16 protein-coding genes and 1 pseudogene are annotated in these 23,230 nt (G+C 61.2%); 1 reads left to right on the forward strand and 16 read right to left on the reverse strand.

Annotation, left to right across the window (positions count from 1 at the left end):
- Positions 1-33 precede the first annotated feature (33 nt).
- The 11 genes and pseudogenes from XI04_RS16400 to XI04_RS16450 all read right to left on the reverse strand — a co-directional run bounded on the left by XI04_RS16400 (position 34) and on the right by XI04_RS16450 (position 13,001).
- A complete protein-coding gene (locus XI04_RS16400; RefSeq protein ID WP_271609575.1) occupies positions 34-930 on the reverse strand; it encodes an alpha/beta fold hydrolase in 897 nt (298 codons plus the stop codon).
- Between the two features lie 698 nt (positions 931-1,628).
- Positions 1,629-3,257: pseudogene (locus tag XI04_RS16405) on the reverse strand (methyl-accepting chemotaxis protein).
- A 286-nt stretch (positions 3,258-3,543) separates the two neighbouring features.
- Positions 3,544-4,893, reverse strand: coding sequence for an MFS transporter (locus XI04_RS16410; RefSeq protein WP_092215509.1), 1,350 nt, complete (start codon positions 4,891-4,893; stop codon positions 3,544-3,546).
- A gap of 114 nt (positions 4,894-5,007) precedes the next feature.
- A complete protein-coding gene (locus XI04_RS16415) occupies positions 5,008-6,060 on the reverse strand; it encodes a leucyl aminopeptidase (protein WP_038952045.1) in 1,053 nt (350 codons plus the stop codon).
- Complete coding sequence (locus tag XI04_RS16420; protein ID WP_271609576.1) at positions 6,041-6,931, reverse strand: alpha/beta fold hydrolase; 891 nt, start codon at positions 6,929-6,931, stop codon at positions 6,041-6,043. The genes XI04_RS16415 and XI04_RS16420 overlap by 20 nt, the downstream gene beginning before the upstream one ends.
- A complete protein-coding gene (locus tag XI04_RS16425) occupies positions 6,928-7,644 on the reverse strand; it encodes an isochorismatase family protein (protein WP_271609577.1) in 717 nt (238 codons plus the stop codon). The genes XI04_RS16420 and XI04_RS16425 overlap by 4 nt, the downstream gene beginning before the upstream one ends.
- Before the next feature lie 33 nt (positions 7,645-7,677).
- Positions 7,678-8,889, reverse strand: coding sequence for an FAD-dependent monooxygenase (locus XI04_RS16430; RefSeq protein ID WP_271609578.1), 1,212 nt, complete (start codon positions 8,887-8,889; stop codon positions 7,678-7,680).
- A gap of 37 nt (positions 8,890-8,926) precedes the next feature.
- Positions 8,927-9,415, reverse strand: coding sequence for a (2Fe-2S)-binding protein (locus XI04_RS16435; RefSeq protein WP_038950124.1), 489 nt, complete (start codon positions 9,413-9,415; stop codon positions 8,927-8,929).
- Position 9,416: 1 nt separating this feature from the next.
- Entirely contained in the window at positions 9,417-10,286 is an 870-nt protein-coding gene (locus XI04_RS16440) for an FAD binding domain-containing protein (protein ID WP_271609579.1), read from the reverse strand.
- Positions 10,287-10,288: 2 nt separating this feature from the next.
- Positions 10,289-10,738, reverse strand: a complete 450-nt coding sequence (locus XI04_RS16445; RefSeq protein WP_271609580.1) for a CoxG family protein — start codon at positions 10,736-10,738, stop codon at positions 10,289-10,291.
- A 4-nt stretch (positions 10,739-10,742) separates the two neighbouring features.
- On the reverse strand, positions 10,743-13,001 hold the full coding sequence (locus XI04_RS16450; protein ID WP_083859356.1) for a xanthine dehydrogenase family protein molybdopterin-binding subunit: 2,259 nt from the start codon (positions 12,999-13,001) through the stop codon (positions 10,743-10,745).
- Between the two features lie 422 nt (positions 13,002-13,423).
- On the opposite strand from XI04_RS16450, the gene XI04_RS16455 reads away from it, so the two are divergent.
- Entirely contained in the window at positions 13,424-13,894 is a 471-nt protein-coding gene (locus tag XI04_RS16455) for a MarR family winged helix-turn-helix transcriptional regulator (protein WP_038944656.1), read from the forward strand.
- An 879-nt stretch (positions 13,895-14,773) separates the two neighbouring features.
- Here the strand turns inward: XI04_RS16455 and XI04_RS16460 are convergent.
- From XI04_RS16460 to XI04_RS16480, 5 genes are all read right to left on the reverse strand, one after another.
- Positions 14,774-15,349, reverse strand: coding sequence for an FAD-dependent oxidoreductase (locus XI04_RS16460; protein ID WP_333915578.1), 576 nt, complete (start codon positions 15,347-15,349; stop codon positions 14,774-14,776).
- Between the two features lie 123 nt (positions 15,350-15,472).
- The gene (scpA, locus tag XI04_RS16465; RefSeq protein ID WP_271609597.1) at positions 15,473-17,647 is read right to left on the reverse strand and encodes a methylmalonyl-CoA mutase; all 2,175 of its coding nucleotides are present in this window, start codon (positions 17,645-17,647) and stop codon (positions 15,473-15,475) included.
- Positions 17,648-17,681: 34 nt separating this feature from the next.
- Complete coding sequence (locus XI04_RS16470) at positions 17,682-19,559, reverse strand: methylmalonyl-CoA mutase family protein (RefSeq protein ID WP_271609581.1); 1,878 nt, start codon at positions 19,557-19,559, stop codon at positions 17,682-17,684.
- Between the two features lie 110 nt (positions 19,560-19,669).
- Complete coding sequence (locus XI04_RS16475; protein WP_038971299.1) at positions 19,670-21,685, reverse strand: acetyl-CoA carboxylase biotin carboxylase subunit; 2,016 nt, start codon at positions 21,683-21,685, stop codon at positions 19,670-19,672.
- A gap of 8 nt (positions 21,686-21,693) precedes the next feature.
- Complete coding sequence (locus XI04_RS16480; RefSeq protein WP_028140588.1) at positions 21,694-23,223, reverse strand: acyl-CoA carboxylase subunit beta; 1,530 nt, start codon at positions 23,221-23,223, stop codon at positions 21,694-21,696.
- Between the last annotated feature and the right edge of the window lie 7 nt (positions 23,224-23,230).

Below are 23,230 nucleotides of genomic sequence, written 5' to 3' on the forward strand. Positions count from 1 at the left end.
ACACCCCGGCGCCGACGCGGGCTGGCATTGCTGCTACCGTCTGCCGAAAAACCGGTTCAATTCGTCTGCAGTCTGCTGCGAAAGCTCCTCGGGGAAGAAGTGTCCTCCATCGAGCGGCTTCCCTTGCACGTCATCGGCCCAGCTCCGCCAAAGCCCCAAGGGACCGCCCTCGCTCGCGTACCACGCGTTCAACGGGCCGCGACCACTCCAGAGAACCAGGACAGGGCAATCAATCCGCCGGCCGGAATTGCGATCCGCCAGATCGTGCTCGTGATCGATCGTTGCCGCCGCGCGATATTCCTCGCAGATCGCGTGAACATGCGCCTCAGCGCGCAACGCCTCGACATAGGCTGCCCGGACCGCCGGACTGAAGCTGCCTGCTGCCGAACCCCAGCCATGGAGGGCATTGTCGACGACGGCGTCGGGAGCTGCGGACAAGAGCCGCTCAGGAAGAGGCGCTGGCTGCGCAAGCAACGACCATGGCCAATAGCCAACCGCCAATTTCTTGTCGGCGCGCTCCCAGGCATCGGCGATCGGAACGACGTCGAAAACGGCGAGCCGCTCCACGCGTTCGCCGTGGTCGAGTGCGAGCCGGTAAGCGACACGGCCACCGCGATCATGGCCGGCGACCGAGAAACGGTCGAAGCCAAGGCGCGTCATGACGGACACCATGTCCTTTGCCATCGCACGTTTGGAATATGGCGCGTGGTCGGGGCCTGAGGGCGGACAAGCGCTACGCCCATACCCGCGAAGGTCGGCGCAGACCACGGTAAATTGCTCAGCGAGCAACGGCGCAACGTCCCGCCACATCAGATGCGTCTGCGGAAATCCGTGCAACAGAAGCAGCGCCGGTCCCGAACCGGCCCGACGGATGAAAATCCGTGCTTCCTCCGCCTGAACATCGGCGGCCTCGAAATCCTCGAACTTCATTGGACCAGCCCTTCCGAATGACAGACGCCCGGAAAGCAAGTGCCGGATGGGCCCGGCGACAAAGATGACGCGCGGATCGAGACCGTGTTCCTTCAATCATGAGTGCTGTTGCGCGCGGCATGCACGCCCATGGAGCGGCGGCCCGTCATGTCCTATCCGAACCAGCACCAAAGAATCGCAGCTCCGCGCGATCGCCCCCCAAAAAAAATGGCCCGCGTGATGCGGGCCATTTTCGTCTCGGATCCGGTAAAATCCGAATTTGGTTGCGGGGAGGCGCAACCACCGATACCGACATTCGGTTCAAGTTGCGATCTGACCGAGCCCCCCGCCTCTCGAACGCGGTGGCCATCCTCTAAGCTATTGATTTCACTGATAGCAATAGGCGTTTCCGTCACGCTTTGTTCACGGTCGTTTCACCAATTCGTTGCGACGTTCTTGAGACCGCGACCCGTTGGGGCGGGATGGCACCTGCAACCGGGCATTCCTATGGAGCACAAGATAAAACTGTCAACCTCGACAGGGAAAAAGAAACATATCTCTTAAAAAAGGCGACCCAACGCATCAAAACATCCAATGGTCGCGTGATCATCACGTAAGAACTTCCCACCCAACCGCCATGTGAAAGGCGGAGTTGCCTCGCGTTGGGCGCGGACGTCTCAAGTGCCCACGAGCGATGCGCCGCTGGCAGGAACGTCCGGTCAGGCGGCTCGCATTTTGGTCAGAAATTGGTCTACCGCCGTACGCAGCATATCCGACTGATTCTCCAACCCGCGCGCGTTAGTGAGAACGTCGCCGGCTGCTGTACCGGTGGCGGCCGCAGCGGTGCTGACGCTGCCTATATGGCCTCTGATTTCGCTGGAACCCGCGGCAACGGACTGGATGTTGCGCGCAATATCGCTTGTCGCAGCACTCTGCTCCTCGACCGCGGAGGAAATGCTCAGCGTGATGTCACTCATCCTGGCGATCGTTTGCGTAATTCCGTTAATGGCGAGAACTGCGTCGTTTGTAGTTGCCTGCATGGTCTCGATCTGCGCGGAGATCTCCTCCGTTGCCTTTGCCGTCTGATTGGCAAGCGCTTTAACCTCGGCTGCCACGACAGCAAATCCGCGTCCGGCGTCGCCGGCACGCGCCGCTTCGACCGTCGCGTTGAGGGCCAGGAGATTGGTCTGCGTGGCGATACTATGGATGAGCTGGACGACTTCGCCGATCTTTTCGGCTCCGCTTGCCAAGACCTGCACCGTAGCGTCTGTGCGCTCAGCGTCACCAACAGCTTGGCGCGCGACCTCAGTCGACTGCAACACCTGTTGCGATATCTCCCTTACCGACGCAGATAATTCTTCGGCGGCGGCGGCTACCATTTCGACGTTCCCGGACGCTTTTTCTGACGCAGCGTCGACGGTGGACGCGCGCAGACTAGCATCGCTGGCGGTCGTGGTCATAATATCCGCTGTGCCCTGCATATCGGCGGCTGAAGCGGCGACCGCACGAACGATGCCATCGACGCTTTGCTCAAAATCATTCGCAATGCTCTCCAAGGTGGCACGGCGCTCGGCAGCCGTGCGTCGTTGAGCTTCGGCCTCGACCTGCTCCAGCCCCCGAATGCGAATCGCGTTGTCCTTGAACACTTGGACGGTCGCGGCCATTGCGCCGATCTCATCTTTCCGACCTACACCTGGAATGTCCTGTTCGAGTTCGCCGTCAGCGAGCCGCCTCATGCACGTGCCAAGTACTGCCAACGGTTTAGTGATGCTGCGGCCGAGGAACCAGGCGATGACACCCGAGACCAGTCCGATCACGATGATGGCACCCCCGAGCGACTACATGATCGGTTGCAGCTTGGCATCAAGATCATCCAGATACGCGCCGGAACCGACGAACATGTCCCATCCGGGAATGCCTACCGCGTAGGACAGCTTCCTGATCGGCTCCTTTTCGCCGGGCCTCATAAACTCGTAACGCAGCACGACATCGCCGTTCGCCGCCACGCCGTCCCGCAGTTCGCGGATCAGCGCACGTCCGTTGGTCTTGCCGTCAAGACGATTGACCCCAATTGTCTTTGGATCCTGAGAGGCGACCGCGACACCTTCCATGGTATTTGCGAAAATATAGCCCGCGCCCTTGTCATACGTCATCGTCTGAGCACGGCGGGAGAATTCAGCAATTGCCGCCTCTTTGGTGAGTTGGCCTGCCTCGACTTGCTTCTGCAAGCCTAATGCAAAGTTCTTGGCGATCTCGACGATGGCGCGGGTCTGTTCGACACGCGAATTGATCATTTCCTTCTGCATCAAATAGCCCGCAAGCAATCCAGCTGAGAAGAGGCCCAGCATCGAGATCGCAACTAGAATGCTGATCTTGGGAGTGATCGGCAGGTTATTGAGTGATTTCAAGGAACGTCTCCAAGGCAACTGCCCGGCGGGCTCAGGCGCATAGATTATTGCTTGTATACAAGTGATCGGTTTTAGGTTTCGTTACAGCCGCTACAAGTCGGCCAACACTTGCGCCATGTTGACCAGGATCGGATGACGGAGTGCCAGCTCCTTTCCACTGCGCATGCATCGACGAGATGAGCAGGTCGACAACCCTCATCTCGCCGGTCAAGCCCTTCCACCAGCGTCAAACGCTCGACACCGACGCAGCCTTCATCGTGGCCTCCGTTTCCGTGTCGACCTTGAAGCCCTTCGCGGACAAATCCCGGCCGAGGGTCTCGGGCAGCAAAAGAGAGGCGAGAATGAAGACGGCCGCAGCGGGAAGGGCCACCGCAACCATGCCGTTGAGAAGGCTTCCGCCGAAATGGGCGGCCGCAAGTGGCACGATCACAGGGGCTATGCTGCCGAGCCCGCGACCTCCCATATAGAATGTAGACACCGCTGTCGCACGCAGGTTGACCGGATAGAGCTCCGAGATCCAGACGCCCGTCACACCCAGCGCGACGTTGCCAATGCCGAAGCCGATGTAGAGCCAGAACATCGGCCACTCAGTCTTCGATCCCACGTAGAGCTGGCTCCCCCACACAGCCATACCGACCAAAGACCCGACCCAGAACAGCGCGGGCACGAGGGCTCCGAAGCGGCGGCCAGCCCTGTCGTTGAAAAAGCCGTTCGCGAGGTAGCAAATGCCGCTGACCACCGAGAGCAGAACGGCTGTCGTGCGAACGACATCACCTGGCGTATGCATATCGCGCAGCAGCAGTGTCGGAATAAAGGAGACTACGCTGTAGTAGCAGAGCATGTAGCTCATCAGCCATACGAAGGCGATGACGGTCTGCCGTGCCAGCCCATTGCGGAAGAGATCCGCAAGGGGAAGTGTGCGGGCTTCTGCGGTGACCTGACCGGCCTTGCGTTGCGCCTCATACTCCAGCCAGATCTTGGATTCAGGCATAAAGAAACGAATGAAGATGATCAGCAGGATGGGCACACCGCCACTCAGTAGGCCGATGCGCCAGCTCCACTCGTCGCTGAACGTCGCAATCAGCCAGATGCCAACGATTGAAGCCGTGGATGACGCGATCACGGCACAGCCTTGGAGCGCGGCCGCGCCCAAACCTCTGCTGCTCTTTTTCCAGGCCTCGTTGAAGAGCACCATGCCTACGCCATACTCGCCGCCAAGACCGATGCCCGTGATCAACCGCAGCACGGCAAGCGACCAGTAATTCCATGCGAAGGCCGAAATGATCGCGGCAACCGAGAACAGCGCGATTGTGAGTTGAAGCGAGGTCTTTCGGCCAAGTCGATCACCAACGATCCCAAACAGCGCGCCGCCAATGGCCGACCCGAACAATGTCAGAGCCTGCAGTGAACCGACCTCGGCCAACGATAGCGACATCGACCGTTGGATCGCGGGCAAAAGAAACGGAAAGATCAGAACGTCGTAGAAGTCGAGAATGTAGCCCAGCATCGCCGAGATCATAATCGAATACCGTTGCCTCGCCGTGTAATCTTCCGAAGTTCCGATCGCCGTAGACATGTGGTGCGCTTCCCGTTGAGAGAACTGGACAATTGATGGTCGTTATCGAAACGCTTTCCGCGTCGTTGGGAGTCGCAAATGCGGCTCCGAGCACCGATTTTGATGCGCTGGCGCCTAGCGGCCCGGCGCTCTCAATTCCGGATAAGCAAAGTCGCCCTTGTCGAGGATGTGGATATCGTCGAGCCACAGGCTGCAGCCGCGAAGCGGGATGTCCAAATGACACGGCGTGTCATTCGTACCGCCGAGCTCCGTGTTCGGCCCCGTCGAGAACAGGACGTTCCCGTAGAAGGAAAGCGCATTCATGATGTGCTCCGACGCGAGCTCCTGGGAGACCGCGATGTGGTGCCAGGTGGCACGCTCGTTCGATCCCCAGCCGATATGCGAGATCGCCCAGCCGCGCGGATCGCCGAAACTGTCGATATAGTTTTTGATGAGGAGCGCGTCCGTGCCCTCGCCCTTGAGGTCGACGATATAACCGTCCTTTACAGTCAGCGTGACCGGCGACTGGATGTAACGCTTGAACGCGCAGAGGATGTCACCGGGCATCAGCACGACCGTGCCGTTGACCTCGCCATCGGTCGCCTGGGTGAAGGCAAAGCCTGACGGGAAATGATCCCAGCGCCCGGGCTCATCCGTGTATCCGTATTCGGAAATGACCGGGTATTGCTTCAGACCATAAGTTACGTCCGTTCCGCCGGGCGACGTGATCCGCATTTTGCTGGCCGACTGGAGGAGGGTTCGAGAAAGCTCCGTTCGCCGGCGCAGATCTTCGGTCGGGAACATCTTCTTGAGGATGTGGAACGGCTCCATCACGCGCAGGATGCGCGTGCCCGCTTCCTGAATTTCGGCTTGCTCGCGAGAGAACAGCAACCCCAGGAGATCGATCACCATGTCCACGCGCTTGAGCGTATCAATCGCCGGCTGGTTGCCCGTGAGCGCATGCCGGCCCTGCAGGCCCGCGACCTTGCCCTGGCCGTATTTGGGCACGTTGAGATGAAATGTCGTTGCGCCGAGGCTCTGCGCGGCCAGCATGAAGGCCTGGGCGTATTCCTGCTGATCCTCGCCGCCGCTCAGGACCGCAACGACTTCGCCCTTCGTCACCTTGCAGAGTGTCAGCTCGGCCTTGAAGAGCTCGAGCATTTCAACATCAACGATTTGTCGGGACATCTTCACTGATCTCCTGTTTGCCGAACGTAGACACGCGGCCGTCGAACCGATCGTGTGGTCGCGCTAGAAGCTCTTCGACGATCAAAAGGAAGCCCTCGGTATCGTCGATCTGCATTTGGTGACCCGCGCTTTCCAGCGTCCTGATCGCGATCGACGGCAGCAATCCGCGAATTTCCGCTTCATCTTCGGGTCGAATGACCCCTCCCCGCCCGGCGACGATCAATGCGGTGGGAACGCCGAGATGGGCGAGGTCGCGGTGGATATCATCGTCATGAAAGCCGTTATGGCTCTCGATGAGAGCACGCTCGTCGCAGGTATGCATCCACTCGGCCCGAGTGCGGATGTGCAGCTCGGGCCACCGCGGAGCAGAGGGGCTTCGCAGCGCCGCGTCGGCTTCTCCGCGCTTCGCGCTTTGAAGCAATTTGAGAAGCGGTTCGACCGGAATCGGATAGGCGCGGCGTCCGGGACCGGAGACCGGCGGATCGACCAGTATCAGTTGGTCCATGAAAGATGGCCGCCAACGCGCGGCGCGGATTCCGATGCGGCCGCCCATCGAGTGGCCCAGCAGCGTATAAGGGCCCATTCCAAGCGCTTCAGCGAACCCGATGAGGTCGGATGCGTATGCGTCGAGCGAATAATTGAGATGCGGGCCGCTTTCGGAAAGGCCGCGACCGCGGACATCGAGCACGAAAACGTCGTGTCCGGAGCACAGGCGTTCTGCGATGAAGGCCCATTGCGCCGCAGTCGTCGAGATGCCAGGGACAATGATGATCGCCGGCCCGGCCCCGCCGAACCGCAAATAATGCTGCCGAATGCCGTTGGCGTGCACATTGGCGCCGTAAAGCAATCCGGATGCCGCGGCGCCGCTCACGTCTGCTGATCCTTTGTGTGGTCATCCGACAGCGCGCGAAGCCGCTCGATGGCGACCTGCGTCGGCATGACATCCGCGTATTTGCTGGCGATATCGAACAGGTTGACGGCGTGAGACGTGGGCGAGCGGTCGTAGACCGCATCGCTCGGCACAATTGATTTGAAGTTCAGCGCGCACGCATCCACAACCGAAGCCCGCACGCAGCCGCTGGTCGTGCAGCCGGTCACCACCAGCGAGTCGACGCCGGCACCAATCAGATAGGTCGCAAGCGGAGTGCCGAAGAACGCGCTTGCCTGAGTTTTCAGCAGCAGCAACTCGCCGGGCTCCGGAGCCACCTCTCGGACGAACTCGTAGCCCTCGGACGGGATCCGCATGATACCCGGGATCTTCGCGGAGAACGCGCCCTGGTCCTGGCCTACCTTCCGCGCGACATGCGGGAAAATCACCGGCCGTTCTTTCTCGCGAAACAGCCGCACCAACTCGGCGATGTGTGCGATCGCATGCCAACCGGCCTCGCCGCAGCTGGTGGGGTATTGCTTGATCGCGTCGCGGATCGGCATCGGCCGGTCGCCGACCGAACGATACTGCACGTCGATGACCAGCAACGCCGGTCGTCTGCCGAATCCCGCCGCACCACCCAGCCCTGCGAGGGCATAGGTCTCGCGCTCGTCCAGCGGTATCACGTCGTCCCAGGGTTGCCTGGTGCCAGTCACTGTTGCGCTCCAGAGGTCACAATCGTGAGCATGTCAGTGAAGCGGCGCGGTGGCCGCGTCGTACTGGTAGATCCAATCGTATCGCGCAGCCGTCGCGTCCGGTGCCCACTGGGTCTTGATGTAGTCACCCGCCGTCTCCGGCTTGCACAGCGCCTGGTTATGAAAGATCGGCAGCATGCCGGCCGCCGACTTTGCGACCTTGGTGGTGCGATCGAGCCGCAGGCCCTGATACGTCTTGAATACCGCCGCGATGTCATCGGGCTTCTCCTCGAAGCAACGGGCGAGGACGGATGCATCCTCCAGGGCCATGTTCACGCCCTGCCCGAGGTACGGCAGCATCGAATGGCAGGCGTCGCCGAGCAGGGTGACGCATCCCTTCGACCACGTACCCAGCGACGGCCGCACGAACAGTCCCCACTTGTTCAGGGTATCCACATTCCTGACCAGTTGGATGATGTCCGGATGCCAGCCCTCGAAGTCCTTCAGGCATTCCTCGACAGAACCCTTCTCCGACCAGGATTCGAGGAGCCAGTCGTCATGGTCGACCTGGCCCGAAAAGGTCATCATGACGGTGTTCTGCCAACGGACCGGATAGGCCGTGACATGAGCGGTGGGTCCGATCCAGGTTGCCACCTCGGGTTCGCGCTGGTGCGGCGCAAGGCGGTCGACGGGCACGAGACCACGCCACGCGATGGCCTTCGTGTACTGGCTCTCGATGTTGCCGATGAGGCCAAGACGGACCTTCGAATGCGCACCGTCAGCGCCGATCAGCGCGCGCCCTTCGACTTCGGAGCCGTCAGCAAGCTTGGCCCGAACCCCTTCGTCGTCTTGACTGAACCCGACAACGTGGGCGCTCAGATGAATGGCGCCCGGCTTCAACTCGCGCACGCCGTCGACGAGAATCTTCAGCAGGTGAGCACGGAGCAGCAGATAGGGCTGATTGCGCGCCGCGTCGGAGCTGCGGTTGTAGAGGGGCCACCTATCACCGGTGTTCCAGAGCCGGATCGAGCGTCGCTCGGCCGCGATGCAGTTCTGCTCGACCTGTTCGGTGAGGCCGAGATCCCGAAGAACGCGCACGCCGTTCATGGAGATCCAAAGGCCGGCTCCGACCTCGCGCAACTCGGACGCTTGCTCAAATACGTCACAATCGATGCCGCGACGAAGCAGCGAAAGCGCCATCGCCAAGCCGCCGATGCCGGCGCCGGCAATGAGGACACTCGATTTACTGACCTGTTCAAGACTCATGATATCTCCAAACGACATTGCGCTATCTTGCGACGGGCTAGGCGGCGTCTTCGGAGACTTGCTCGGCGGCAAGGCTCCTTACGGCCTCGAAAATCTTGGTGTATCCGGTGCAGCGGCAGAGGTTGCCGTGCAGGTAGTGACGGATTTCTTCGTCAGTCGGGTGCGGCGTCGCCTTCAGCAACGCTGTGACAGCCATGATGAAGCCCGGAGTGCAAAAGCCGCACTGAAGGCCGCCGTGAAGCACGAACGCCTTCTGAATCCGCGACAGGCCCTCAGGCGGCGTTACGCCCTCGATCGTCGTGACCTCCCGCTGATCGACATCGACGGCGAGCGTGGTGCAACTCGAGATCGGCTCACCGTCGAGCAGAACGGTGCAGGCGCCGCACACCTCCATGTCACAGGAGCGCTTCGTCCCCTTGAGGCCAAGGCGATCCCGGATCAGGTCGATCAATAGCGTATGGGCAGGAACGTCGATCGCGATCGCCTGGCCGTTCAGCGAGAACGAAATGGGCAGCACATGTGTCATTTCACGCGCTCCCGGCTGCGGCGATCGCCTCGTCCGCGTTTCGCAGAAGCAAGACACCTGCAAGGTGCCGCTTATAGTCGGCGCCGCCGTGCCGATCCTCGTTGACTTCAAGCTCATCCAGCGTCGTCGGGAGCGCCGCCTCGATAGCCGGGCGGACTTCCGCGACGGATATGCCCTGGAGGGTGTCTTCGACGGCCTTCAAAGGCTGAGGTCGCGAACCGAGCGCTCCGACCCGCACGCGGGCGCTTTTGATCGTCCTCTCGCCGACGCCTAGCGACCAGGCCATCGCGACATTCACCGAGGGCCTCTCACCATGCTTGAACCGCCGATAGGTCACCGGACCGGTAGGGCGCGAAAACGCAATGACTGTCAGAAGCTCATCCGGCTCCCGCACCGTTTCCAGCTCACTCCGGATGAAATCGTCAGCGTGAACGACACGCGTACCGCTGGGGCCAATAAGCACCAGCCGTGCGTCCAAGGCCGCGAGCATAGTCAGCGGATCGGCGTGGGGCTCTCCGAAGCACAGATTGCCTCCGATCGTTCCAACGCTGCGGACCCTGACGTTTGCGACGTTGGCGCAGAGCGAGGACAGCGCCGGCACGTACTCGCGAATAACAGGATCATTGGCGATCTTGTTGTGCGTGCAGCGCGCACCGATTTCGATGTTATTCGCATCGTTCAGAGCAATGCGGTCAAGTCCGGGGATTCCCTTGATGTCGATGAGCCGGTCCGTATGGATGACGCGCATCTTCATCGCCAGCAGCAGTTCGGTTCCGCCGGAGTAGAACATGCCATCACCGGACTGTCCGACCGCACGCACGGCGCCTGCGATCGTCGAAGGCCTCTCGAATTCGAAGGGTGATGGCAGCATGATCAGGTCGCGCCCAACATTTCTTTGAGCCGCTTCTCGAACTCATCGAAGTTCTGATCGACGCGACGCTTGATGACGCTGAACCCCATAGTCGCGAGGCGACCTTGCACGTCGACCTTCGCGTCTACGGCGAATGTGGACCCCGCCCCTTCCGGCGTCACGGTCACGTCGAGAACCACCGCCAGCCTCGTCCCGGTGATCTTGTCGCGGCCCGTGGCGCGCGTGCGGACGTGAAATGGCTCCGTTATCGATTCAACGATGATGTCGGCGGGGACCTCGACCTTGAACGGGCCGATCTTCTGTTTGACGGTCGCTTTGTAAGTTGCAAGCCGCTCGATTTCCTCGACGTTTTCGCAGCCGGGGATGCAACCCGATATGCGAGGGACGTCAAGCAGCGTGCTCCAAAGCTCCGCCGGCGTCGCTGGCACCACCATCGACATATTGAATTCCATGAATTCAGTTCCTCTTCTGCAGGGCGCGCCATACCTTTTCGGGCGTCATTGGCAGCTCGGTGATCCGAATGCCGTAGGTGGAGAACAGCGCATTGGCGATCGCGGGCGCGACCGGAAGGATCGCTCCCTCGCCCATTCCCTTGGCGCCGCCTGGACCAGGACCGTCCCCGTTTTCGACAAGGATGGTGTCAAACACGGGGGGAACGTCAGAGATGCGCGGTATCGAATAATCGATCGGCGTCGCATTGATGGGCTGACCATCCTCGAACTCCAGCACTTCATAAAGCGCGTGTCCGAGGCCCATGATAGCAGCCCCCTCGTCCTGCCCTTCCGCCGCAACGCGATTGATCGCGCGGCCGACGTCAGCGGCGCTGGCATATCGGGGGACACGGATCTCGCCGGTGCCTTCATCGACAACGATTTCAGCAAGGCCCGCGGAAGTCTCCCAGAACAGAGGGGACTCGGCCAGGGCGCCCTTCTTCGAGCGCGGCGTAATCGCGCCGCGGCCGATGACCTCTCCCGAGTCGACACCCAGCGTGCGGTGAAAAATCTGATGGAAAGTGAGAACCTCTGATCCGGTAGAGACACCCCCCTCAACAAGCGACAGGTTCTCCCGGGGAAGCTCCCAAACATCAGCAACCATTTCGAGGATCTGATCGGCTGCGTCGATTGCGGCATTCTCGACGGAAAGGCCGACGACCACGGTCGATCGGCTTGCGCCTGTGCCCCAGTCGTAAGGGGCGACGGCCGTATCGGTGCGCAAGACGGTTACCGCGGAGGCCGGCTGCTTCAAGGTCTGCGATGCGATGCGCGCCATGGCCGCGTGCGCGCCCTGGCCGACTTCAATGCTGGAGACCGAAACTAGGATCGACCCGTCGATCTTGAGACGTACGATCGCGTTGCTGATCGGCGTATTGGCCGGATCGGTTGCGGCGACTGCCAGTCCGCACGCCTGCCGGTTGGAGGCCTTCACCTCCGATGCGAACGACTGGGTCACCCGGCCTATCAGCTCGCTCATATCCATATCGAGCGCCCGCAAATCGGGGCGGATGCGCTCACCGCGGGACGCCAAATTCAGCAACCGAAACTCGGACGGATCCATGCCGATTGCCGCCGCGACATTATCCATGTGCGATTCTTTGGCCCAAACAGCTTGCGGCCCTCCGATCGAGCGGAAGGCCGCACCTGGAACGGTGTTCGTGTAGACCGCGCACGCCTCAAGACGCAGATTGGGCACCACGTAGGGGCCCATGATGCGATTTGCCGATTTCGTGGCGACCGCTGAGCCTGTGTCGGAATATGCCCCGCCATCGAGCAGCAGTTTGGCGCTCTTGGCGAGGATCCGTCCCTTGGCGTCCAAAGCCGTTCGAATCGTGATGTCGGCGCCCAACCTTCGGCAGGTGAGCATTGATTCAGTCATGGATTGCGCAACGCGAACCGGGCGCTGCACCTTCCACGATGCAGCGGCAACCAAAGGTTCGATCTTCACCGAGGCCTTGCCGCCAAACCCTCCGCCGACAAACGGAACGATCACGCGGACCTTGGCCAACTGCAGTCCGTAGAGCCGTGAGAGCACCTTCTGAACAGCGGTCGGCGTTTGTGCACCTGCCCAAACCGTCAGAGAGTCCCCCTGGAAATCCGCAATGACCGCATGCGGCTCCATTGCGAAGTGAGAAATGGCCGGGAAGGTGAAGCGGTCTTCGTGGATGTAGGCCGCGGCCGCCTCTGCAGCATCAACGTCTCCGACGTTGTTCCGGTAAGTGTGGAAAATGTTGCTGTTCTGGGTCGGCCGGGCGCCGCCCTTGAAATAAAAGTCTTCCAGATTTTCATGGCGCTCGTGGATGAGCGGCGCTTCTTCCGCCAGGGCTTCCTGGATGGTCGTTGCGCGCGGAAGGTCGTCGTATTCCACATCGACTAGTTCTGCGGCGTTTTCTGCGATCTCGATTGTCTCCGCGATCACCACGGCGACGGGTTCGCCCACATATCTCACGCGGTCGGTCGCAATGATCGGCCGGTCTTTAAGCACAACGCCCCAGTTACCGAACGAGGCGACGTCTTCGCCGATTAGCACGTCCACAACGCCGTCCATGGCCCGCGCAACGCGCGAATCGATCGAAGCGATGCGGGCATGAACGGCTGGCGAGCGAACCACAAACCCATGCAGCATCCCCGGAACCGTCAGGTCGGTAACGTACTCGGCGCGTCCCGTAACCTTTTCGATCAGGTCGGACCGAACGGAACTCATGTTGTCAATCGCCGACATACGCAAATCCGATAGTACTTTGGCGCGCCGGTCCGTAAGGCGTGTAGCCAAGGCCCCGGGGAGCAATCTCAGGACACTACGACATTTATCACTTGTATGCAAGTGCTGCACTCGCTTGCAAGTTATGAGATGTCCTCTTCCCGTGATCGGAGGCAAGCCAGGAGCGAATCGGTCTAGCCCAGCGCGTGCGAGAATGGGTTTGCCTCTTAGGCGGAGCGGATTTCGATATGCGAACGACGGACGCATCGAAGCGAGCCACTGCCGGGGCTCTCAACGAAGCAAATCGCATTAAACAGAATGAAGTCGAACAAAGATGGATTTCCTAGGTCGGGAAATGTAGACAATCGGCCGGCACCGAAGACCTTCGGAGCTAGAAGCCTGTATTTCTTGAACTGAGGCAACCTACGGCAAGGAAGCAAAAAGTGGTGCAACCCAAGACAAAGCCGCGCGCGGCCGGGAAAGTGAAAGAAGCTATAGATTCGTACCGGCTGGATGACGCACCGGGCTTTTTGTTGCGAGTCGCGCTCCGTACTCACACGTCCATCTTTGCCGCTAAGATGATTGAAGAATTAACGGGGCCCCAATTCTCGACGCTAGCGAAATTGAAGGAGGTAGGTCCTTGCTCGCAAAACCACTTAGGACGGCTAATTCATTATGATTCGGCGACCATCACCGGCGTTATCAATCGCCTGAAATCTCGCGGCCTCATCAAGAGCTCCAAAGACCCTCTGGATCCGCGGCGACGCGAGATAGATTTGACCGAGAAGGGAAGACGGATAGCGGACGCAGCGATTGAAACTATTGGCGAGATTTCCGGCGAGACATTCGCTCCGCTGACCCAAGATGAATTTCGAGCGCTCACCGAAATCTTGAAGAAGATCATACGACGCTGATCAACCGGCTTCGAGCGGCACTAGATATCGTCAGCAGCCGAGAAAAAGGGCCCGGCGATCGCGCCGGGCCGAGTAGAGGGAGGAAAACGAAAGATCGCAAATCTTTCGCAGACGCCGAATGCGGAATTCGATCGCAGAAACCCAACGAACGACCTCCAGCAGCAATACTATCGTACATGTCAGACCGCATTTTGTGCTGAAGTCGGCACCTCTCCGCACCGTTTCCGGCATTTGACGGGTCGTACGATTTCGACAACACGACAAAGAGCGCGCGCGAGACTTGGAAGGTCCCGATCACCAGGCTCCGCGCGTCCGGTAGTTCATTTCATCGCCCGGCTCCGATCTCGCAATGCCCGCACCGCCGTACCCGCCTCTGCAATTCAGAGATCCGAATCTCCTGCCAAGGGATGACTGCCGTTCCTCGTTGCGTCGATGAGTATCTATTCCTCTAATCTGCGCGTTGAATGAATCGTGCTAGTAACCCGAGGGGCTGTCCTCAATCGTCCCTACCTAGCGCGCGGAGTATCTTCCTTCTATAGCTCGCCAGGTCGAACAGGAGTCTTGGCACTCTTTTGAGCGCAATCGCCTTGCCCTCGATTGCGAGATGTAGAACTCGTACCAATCTGGCAAGACCAAGTTCTACAAACGCGAGCCGAACATGCGGATCGTTCACAATCCTGAGCTGGTTGTGTACAATGACGATGGATGCCGCGAGATCAGGTTTCCTCTCCAGAACGAAGTCTCGACATGCCGCGGCAAATTCCTCCTCTTGAACGCTCAAAGGTACCTTTACTTCCCTGCGAGAACTTCCCGCCATATTCGGGTCCCCTATGAACAATCGGCAGCGAGGCACCTGAGCCGGCTCAGGTTTTTGGATTTCTAGTGGCTCGCCCGCTTGGTCGATCTCTTCGGACCCGGCAACACATCCGTGCAAACACCTTCATACACTTCGCCAGCCAGGCCTATTGTCTCTCCGAACGTCGGATGCGGATGGATGGTCTTGCTGAGATCAATTGCATCGGCGCCCATCTCGATCGCCGGGCAGATTTCTCCAATCATGTCGCCAGCGTGCGGGTCAACGATCACACCGCCGATGATGCGGTGCGTCTCTTGGTCGATGATCAGCTTGGTCATGCCATAAGACGCGCCCGAGGCGATCGCTCTGCCCGAGGCAGCCCACGGAAACTTCGCGGATCTAACGTGCCTGCCTGAGGAGGCCGCTTCTTGTTCCATGATGCCAACCCAGGCCACCTCAGGATCAGTGTAGGCGACGTTCGGGACGATCTTCGCGTCAAATAAGCTCTTGAGCCCGGCAGCCGCTTCTGCCGCGACATGCCCCTCGTGAACCGCCTTATGGGCGAGCATCGGGTTACCCGCGACATCGCCGATCGCGAAAATATGGGGCAAATTCGTCCGCATTTGCCTATTGACTGCAACGAAACCTTTGCGTCGCATCTTACACCAATCTTCTCCAAGCCCAGATATGCGCTGTTCGGCACCCTGCCTGCGGACTGCAGGATCAATTCGTAAGTTCGACGCCCCGGCTTTGAGCTTTCAATCTGGACCGATACGCCGTTACTATCTGCCGTGGCGCTTACTATTTGCCGCCTCACTGTGCCCGAGCCGAGCATTGAGCTTCTGGATCAGCTGATCCGCGGCATCGGCGATCACCGTCCCGGGCGGGAAGATCGCCTCGGCACCGGCCGCGTAGAGCGCATCGTAATCCTGCGGCGGCACCACGCCACCGACAATGATCATGATGTCGTCGCGGCCCTGCTTCTTCAGCGCGGCTTTCAGCTCCGGCACGGCGGTCAGATGCGCGGCGGCGAGCGAGGAGACGCCGAGAATGTGCACGTCGTTCTCGACGGCCTGCCGCGCCGCTTCGTCGGCGGTGGCGAACAGCGGCCCGATGTCGACGTCGAAGCCGATGTCGGCGAAGGCGGACGCGATCACCTTCTGGCCGCGGTCGTGGCCGTCCTGGCCGATCTTGGCGACCAGGATGCGCGGACGGCGCCCTTCCGCTTCCTCGAAGGCATCGATCATCGCCTGAACCTTCTCGACCCGGTTGCCCATGCTGGAGGCCTCACGCGTGTAGACGCCGGTGATGGACTTGATCTCGGCGCGGTGCCGGCCGAACACCTTCTCCATCGCGTCCGAGATTTCGCCGACGGTCGCCTTCGCCCGTGCGGCGTCGATCGCGAGCGCGAGCAGATTGCCATTGCCTTCACCGGCAGAGCGCGTGATCGCGGCCAGCGCGGCATCGACGTCCTTCTGGTTCCGCTCGGATTTCAGCCGCTTCAGCTTGTCGATCTGAAGCCGCCGGACATTGGTATTGTCGACCTTGAGGATGTCGATGGGGGTCTCATCCGTCGGCTTGTACTTGTTGACGCCGATCACCGCCTGCTTGCCGGCATCGATGCGGGCTTGGGTCTTGGCAGAGGCTTCCTCGATGCGCAGCTTGGGCACGCCGGCCTCGATCGCCTTGGCCATCCCGCCGAGCTCCTCGATCTCCTGGATGTGGCCCCACGCCTTGGCCGCGAGGTCGCGGGTGAGGCGCTCGACGTAATAAGAGCCGCCCCAGGGATCGATGATGCGGGTGGTGCCGCTCTCCTGCTGGAGGAACAGCTGGGTGTTGCGTGCGATGCGCGCCGAGAAGTCGGTCGGCAGCGCCAGGGCCTCGTCGAGCGCGTTGGTGTGCAGCGACTGGGTATGGCCTTGCGTCGCCGCCATCGCCTCCACCGTCGTGCGCATCACGTTGTTGAAGACGTCCTGCGCGGTGAGCGACCAGCCGGAGGTCTGGGAATGCGTGCGCAGGGACAGCGAGCGCGGGTCCTTCGGATTGAAGGGCTTCAAGAGCTTGGCCCAGAGCAGGCGCGCGGCGCGCAGCTTGGCGACCTCCATGAAGAAGTTCATGCCGATCGCCCAGAAGAACGACAGCCGCGGCGCGAAGCGGTCGACGTCGAGACCTGCGGCGATGCCGGCCCTTAAGTATTCGACACCGTCGGCGAGCGTATAGGCGAGCTCGAGGTCCTGCGTCGCGCCGGCTTCCTGCATGTGATAGCCGGAGATGGAGATCGAGTTGTACTTCGGCATCTTCTGCGAGGTGTAGGCGAAGATGTCGGAGATGATCCGCATCGAGGGCGCAGGCGGATAGATGTAGGTATTGCGCACCATGAACTCTTTCAGAATGTCGTTCTGAATCGTCCCTGAAAGCTTCTCCGGCGGCACGCCCTGTTCCTCGGCGGCGGCGACGTAGAGCGCGAGGATCGGCAGCACAGCGCCGTTCATAGTCATGGATACGCTCATCTGGTCGAGCGGGATCCCCGCGAACAGCGTGCGCATGTCGTAGATGGAATCGATCGCAACGCCGGCCATGCCGACATCGCCGCCGACCCGCGGATGATCTGAGTCATAGCCGCGATGGGTGGCGAGGTCGAAGGCGACCGAGAGACCCTTCTGCCCGGCGGCGAGGTTGCGGCGGTAGAACGCGTTGGAATCCTCCGCCGTGGAGAAGCCGGCATATTGCCTGACCGTCCAGGGCTGGTTGACATACATGGTCGGGTAGGGACCGCGCAGGAACGGCGCGATGCCTGGCCAGGTCTCAAGGAAATCGAGCCCGGCGATATCTGCTTCTCCGTATGCTGACTTGACCGGAATGCCCTCCGGAGTCACCCACGGATCGACGGAAACAGAAGAAGCGGCGACCGAGCACCTTTCGAAAGCAATACTTGCAAAATTCGGGATAACGCTGATGGATGACATCTGAGTGTTCGCGTTCGATTGTCGATTATCCGGAAACCTTCGGGTTTTGGATCCGGTTGTAAGCGGCATTTAGCGTTGCCAAGGCGTCGCAACTGACGTGAATAAAGCTGCAGATGCCAGCCCGCCCAAACGCGGCCTCGGATTGAGAGGGAAGTCCCGCCAAATAGATGTGCCTAGCTCCGACTTGCTGAAGCGCGTGGGCGGAGATTTCGGCGCGCTCCGCATAGATCTTATCGCTGGAGCAAAGGCAGGCAAGTTCGGCACCAGATCCCGTGAATGCGAGGGCAAGCTCGGCTGGGTCGGCGAAGCCGGCGCCGTCGATAGCCTCAATTCCTCCCGCTTCGAAGAAGCTCTTGGCGAATGTCGCGCGGGCCGTAAAGTCGGTCGGTGTGCCGAGATTAGCAAGAAACACTCGCGGCCGCGCGCCGAGTAGCTTCAATATCGCATCGGACTTATCGCGGAGCGATTCGAAGGGTTCCGCAAGCCGGATCGGCGGCAGTGCGTCGAATACGAATTTCTGATTAAAGCTAGGCGGAAGAGCCATCGGTCTTACGCTTAGTACCGCCGCTGCGCCTTCGCCAAGGTTTGCGAACTCGCTCACTCCGGTCAGCGGGTCGCTGCGTTTCGCGAGATTTGCACGGCGCGCTGTGCGTGTCGCTGTGATCTTCGCCTGAAGCGTTCCTTGCTGTAGAGCGGCAAAAATGCCGCCCGCATTTTCAGTCTCTTGAAAACTCCTCCAGGCCGCGTCGCAAAGCTCCGTTGTTAGCGCCTCAATGCCGCCAGCACCTGAGGCAGGATCGCTAACCTTGGCAAGATTGCTTTCCTCCAGCAGCAGAAGCTGCGTGTTGCGGGCCACGCGCCGGGCAAACGAGTCTGGAAGGCCGAGCGCCAACGTGTGCGGCAGAACTGTGATCGCATTGGCACCGGCGATTCCCGCAGAGAATGTCGCCAAGGTAGCGCGCAACATGTTTACGTAGGGATCGCGCCGGGTCAACATGCGCCAGGACGTGTCAGCCGCAATGAACAGCGGCCTCGGCGCCACACCGCACGCCGATTCGATGCGCGCCCAGAGGAGCCGCAACGCGCGGAATTTAGCCATAGTCAAAAACTGGTCGGCGTCAGCAGTGAGTCGCGCATAGATCATACTTCGCGCTTGATCCAGCGGAATGCGCGCCGCCTCCATAGCGTGCAGATATGCCACGCCGCAGGCGAGCACAAAGGCAAGCTCCTGCACTTCTGAGCCGCCGGCGTCATGAACGATACGCCCGTCGCTCGCGGCAAACGGCCCCTTGAACCCCAGCGTTACAAGCCCTTTGATCGTGCTGGCAACGTTCCGTGCGATTTCTTCCCAAGTGTATGGACTGCGTCCGCTTAGGGCGCACGCGCCCAGCGGATCGAGCCCAAATCGAATGTCGCAGACGGCAGGATCGAGACCGACCGACTTCACATATTCCGCAACATGGATCGCGGTCTTACGCCCGTCTGTACCAATTTGAAGTTCAATCCCGATGCCGGCATCAAGGTGGACGTCCTTTAAAGCTTTGGCGACGGCACCTGCCGTTTGATCGAGACCGAACCCGCGGCTGCAGTTGGCGCCGGCAAAGACGAGCGCCAGGCCCGTCGCCCCATTCTCCAGATCGTGAAGGGCCTGCCTATTGGCCGTCACCGCGTCTGGATGATCGATGCGCTGTATGATCTGCCAAGGCGCCGCGGGTGCCCGCCCGTCGACTAGTGCAATGTCTTTCGCGCGGAGATAAATCGGCTCGATTCTCAAGTCGTCGTACGTCCTACCAATCAGCTTTTCGAACGGCGCTCCCTTTAGCACGCCATCAACCAGCTTGTGCCAGTCCTGGCGTGAAGCAGGCGCAAAGCCCGATGCCAATGCCAACCGTTCGGTTTTCATCAAGTCCACCTAATCCCAAGTGACGCCGAGCTGCCCAACATGACTTCTGCCTGGAAGTAACCGGAATTCCTGCAGACAGGCTGCCCATCTCAGGTCGCCTCTTGCGGTGTTCAGGAAAACTCCAAAATCAGCGCGTCGACCGCGAGCGTCGCACCGGCACTGGCGTGGATCTTCTTCACGGCGCCGTCTTGCTCGGCGCGCAGCACGTTCTGCATCTTCATGGCTTCGACGACCGCGAGCGTCTCGCCGGCCTTGACCTCCTGCCCCTCCGTTACCGCGATCGAGACGATCAGCCCGGGCATCGGACACAGCAGCTTCTTGCCGGTATCGGCGGCCGTCGTCACCGGCATCAGCCGCGCCGAGGTCGCTTCCGCTTCGGTCCAGACATAGACCGGGACTTCGACGCCCTGATGCGCGAGGCGGATGCCGTTGGCAATCGGCCGCACCTGCACCGCGGCGAGGTGGCCGTCGATGGTGCCCTGCCAAACCGGATCGCCCGGCTTCCACGACGAGACCAGCAGATGCGAATTGCCGGCCTTGCCCTCGGCGTCGACGAAGCGGATCGCGATGGCGGCTCCCTCGCGTGCGACCTCGAGCAAAATCTCCTGCCGATCGAGCCACACCGCGCGGCGGCGCTCGCGCTGCACGACGCGGCCGCCCATCTGGCCCGAGATCTGTCGCTTGCGCTCACCAAGCACGTGATCGATGGCGGCGCCGACTGCTGCGATGCGCCGGGCGACCTCGCCCTCCGGCACGCGCACCGCAAAGCCCTTGGGGAACTCCTCGGCGATGAAGCCGGTCGAGAGCCTTCCCTCGCGCCAGCGCGGATGATGCATCAAGGCCGACAGGAACGGAATGTTGTGGCGGATGCCGTCGACGTAGAATGAGTCCAGCGCAGTGGCCTGCGCCTCGATCGCAGCGGCGCGCGACGGGGCGTGAGTGACGAGCTTGGCGATCATCGGATCGTAATGGATCGAGATCTCGCCGCCCTCCTGCACGCCGGTGTCGTTGCGCACGCTGATGCCGCCCTCGCTCGCTTCCGCCGGCGGGCGATACTTCACCAGGCGCCCGATCGAAGGCAGGAAGTTGCGGAACGGATCTTCGGCGTACAGACGGGACTCCACCGCCCAGCCGGTCAGCGTGACGTCCTTCTGCGCCAGTGCCAGCTTCTCGCCGGCGGCCACGCGGATCATCTGCTCGACCAGGTCGACGCCGGTCACGAGCTCGGTGACGGGATGCTCGACCTGGAGGCGCGTGTTCATTTCCAGGAAGTAGAAGCTCTTGTCCTGGCCGGCGACGAACTCGACCGTGCCGGCGGAGTCGTAATTCACGGCCTTGGCCAGCGCGACCGCCTGCTCGCCCATCTTGCGGCGAGTGGCCTCGTCGAGCAGCGGCGACGGCGCCTCCTCGATGACCTTCTGATTGCGGCGCTGGATCGAGCATTCGCGCTCGCCGAGATAGATCACGTTGCCATGCTTGTCGCCCAGCACCTGAATCTCGATATGGCGGGGATCGACGATGAACTTCTCGATAAAGACGCGGTCGTCACCGAACGAGGCCTTGGCCTCGGCCTTGGCGAGGTTGAAGCCTTCGGCAACCTCGGACTTCGAATGCGCGATGCGCATGCCCTTGCCGCCGCCGCCGGCGGAAGCCTTGATCATCACGGGATAGCCGATCTCGTCGGCGATCGTGACCGCGTGCTTGTCGTCCTCGATGACGCCGAGATAGCCCGGCACGGTCGAAACCTTGGCCTTGGCGGCCGCCTTCTTGGATTCGATCTTGTCGCCCATCGCCGCGATCGCGCCCGGGTTCGGGCCGATGAAGACGATGCCTGCTGCCTCCAGCGCGCGCGGGAACGCCTCGCGCTCGGACAGGAAGCCGTAGCCGGGATGCACGGCCTGTGCGCCGGTCTTCTTGCAAGCTTCGACGAGCTTCTCGATCACCAGATAGCTCTCGGCCGCCGCCGGCGGGCCGATCAGCACCGCCTCGTCGGCCATCTCGACATGCAGGGCATCGCGGTCGGCCTCGGAATAGACGGCAACCGTCTCGATTCCCATCTTGCGGGCGGTCTTGATGACCCGGCAGACGATTTCGCCGCGATTGGCGATCAGAATCTTCTTGAACACAGCTCTTCCTACAACGGAATGTTGTCGTGCTTCTTGGCCGGCATCTCGACCTTCTTGTCCCTAAGCATCTCCAGCGCGCGGGCGATGCGCTTGCGGGTCGAGTGCGGCATGATGACGTCGTCGATGTAGCCGCGTTCCGCCGCGATGAACGGCGACAGGAAGCGGTCTTCGTATTCCTTGGTGCGCGCCGCGATCTTGTCGGGGTCGCCGATGTCGGAGCGGAAGATGATCTCGACCGCGCCCTTGGCGCCCATCACCGCGATCTGGGCGGTCGGCCAGGCGTAGTTGAGGTCGGCGCCGATCTCCTTGGAGGCCATGACGTCGAAGGCGCCGCCATAGGCCTTGCGGGTGATGATGGTGACGAGCGGCACGGTGCACTGCGAATAGGCGAACAGCAGTTTCGCGCCGTGCTTGATCAGGCCGCCATATTCCTGCGCGGTGCCCGGCAGGAAGCCCGGCACGTCGACGAAGGTGACGATCGGGATGTTGAAGGCGTCGCAGAAGCGGACGAAGCGCGCGGCCTTGCGCGAGGCGTCGCTGTCGAGCACGCCCGCCAGCACCATCGGCTGGTTGGCGACGAAACCGACAGTACGGCCCGCGATACGGCCGAAGCCGGTGACGATGTTCTTGGCAAAACCCTCGGCGATCTCGAAGAAGTCGCCCTCGTCCACGACTTTAAGGATCAGTTCCTTCATGTCGTAGGGCTTGTTCGGATTGTCGGGGATCAGCGTGTCCAGCGACATGTCGACCCGCTCGATGGAATCGAAGCTCGGCCAATCCGGCACGCCGTCGGTGTTGTTCGCCGGCAGGAAGTCGATGAGACGGCGCATCTGCAAAATCGTCTCGACATCGTTCTCGAAGGCGCCGTCCGCAATCGAGGAGCGCGTGGCGTGCACCGAGGCGCCGCCGAGCTCTTCGGCGGTGACGACCTCGTTGGTGACCGTCTTCACGACGTCGGGGCCGGTGACGAACATGTAGCTGGTGTTCTTCACCATGAAGATGAAGTCGGTCATGGCCGGCGAGTAGACGTCGCCACCGGCGCAGGGGCCCATGATGACCGAGATCTGCGGGATCACGCCGGAGGCAAGCACGTTGCGGCGGAACACGTAGGAATAGCCGGCGAGCGCGGCGACGCCCTCCTGGATGCGCGCGCCGCCGGCATCATAGAGGCCGATGATGGGCGCCCGCGCCTTCATCGCCAAGTCCTGGAGCTTTGTGATCTTCAGCGCGTGGGTCTCGGACAGCGAGCCGCCGAACACCGTAAAATCCTTGGCGAAGACAAACGTTTTGCGGCCGTTGACGGTACCCCAGCCGGTGACCACGCCGTCTCCTGGAATCTTGGTCTTCTCCATCCCGAATTCGGTCGAGCGGTGCTGGACGAACATGTCCATCTCCTCGAACGAATGCTTGTCGAGCAGCAGGTCGATCCGCTCCCGCGCGGTGAGGCGGCCGCGCGCATGCTGCGCGTCGATGCGCTTCTCGCCGCCGCCGAGTTTGGCACCGGCGCGACGTTGTTCAAGGGCTTCGATAACGGACATCGATTGG

This window comes from Bradyrhizobium sp. CCBAU 11430 (assembly GCF_028128855.1).
Taxonomy (GTDB): Bacteria; Pseudomonadota; Alphaproteobacteria; order Rhizobiales; family Xanthobacteraceae; genus Bradyrhizobium; species Bradyrhizobium ottawaense.

Excerpts from the sequence above, each read along its gene's own strand:
- XI04_RS16440 (WP_271609579.1), bottom strand. The coding sequence starts at position 10,286 with ATGCTGCCATCACCCTTCGAATTCGAGAGGCCTTCGACGATCGCAGGC.
- XI04_RS16400 (WP_271609575.1), bottom strand. The coding sequence starts at position 930 with ATGAAGTTCGAGGATTTCGAGGCCGCCGATGTTCAGGCGGAGGAAGCA.
- XI04_RS16430 (WP_271609578.1), bottom strand. The coding sequence starts at position 8,889 with ATGAGTCTTGAACAGGTCAGTAAATCGAGTGTCCTCATTGCCGGCGCC.
- XI04_RS16460 (WP_333915578.1), bottom strand. The coding sequence starts at position 15,349 with ATGCGACGCAAAGGTTTCGTTGCAGTCAATAGGCAAATGCGGACGAAT.
- XI04_RS16445 (WP_271609580.1), bottom strand. The coding sequence starts at position 10,738 with ATGGAATTCAATATGTCGATGGTGGTGCCAGCGACGCCGGCGGAGCTT.
- XI04_RS16410 (WP_092215509.1), bottom strand. The coding sequence starts at position 4,893 with ATGTCTACGGCGATCGGAACTTCGGAAGATTACACGGCGAGGCAACGG.
- XI04_RS16480 (WP_028140588.1), bottom strand. The coding sequence starts at position 23,223 with ATGTCCGTTATCGAAGCCCTTGAACAACGTCGCGCCGGTGCCAAACTC.
- XI04_RS16435 (WP_038950124.1), bottom strand. The coding sequence starts at position 9,415 with ATGACACATGTGCTGCCCATTTCGTTCTCGCTGAACGGCCAGGCGATC.
- XI04_RS16470 (WP_271609581.1), bottom strand. The coding sequence starts at position 19,559 with ATGAAAACCGAACGGTTGGCATTGGCATCGGGCTTTGCGCCTGCTTCA.
- XI04_RS16415 (WP_038952045.1), bottom strand. The coding sequence starts at position 6,060 with ATGTCCCGACAAATCGTTGATGTTGAAATGCTCGAGCTCTTCAAGGCC.
- XI04_RS16450 (WP_083859356.1), bottom strand. The coding sequence starts at position 13,001 with ATGTCGGCGATTGACAACATGAGTTCCGTTCGGTCCGACCTGATCGAA.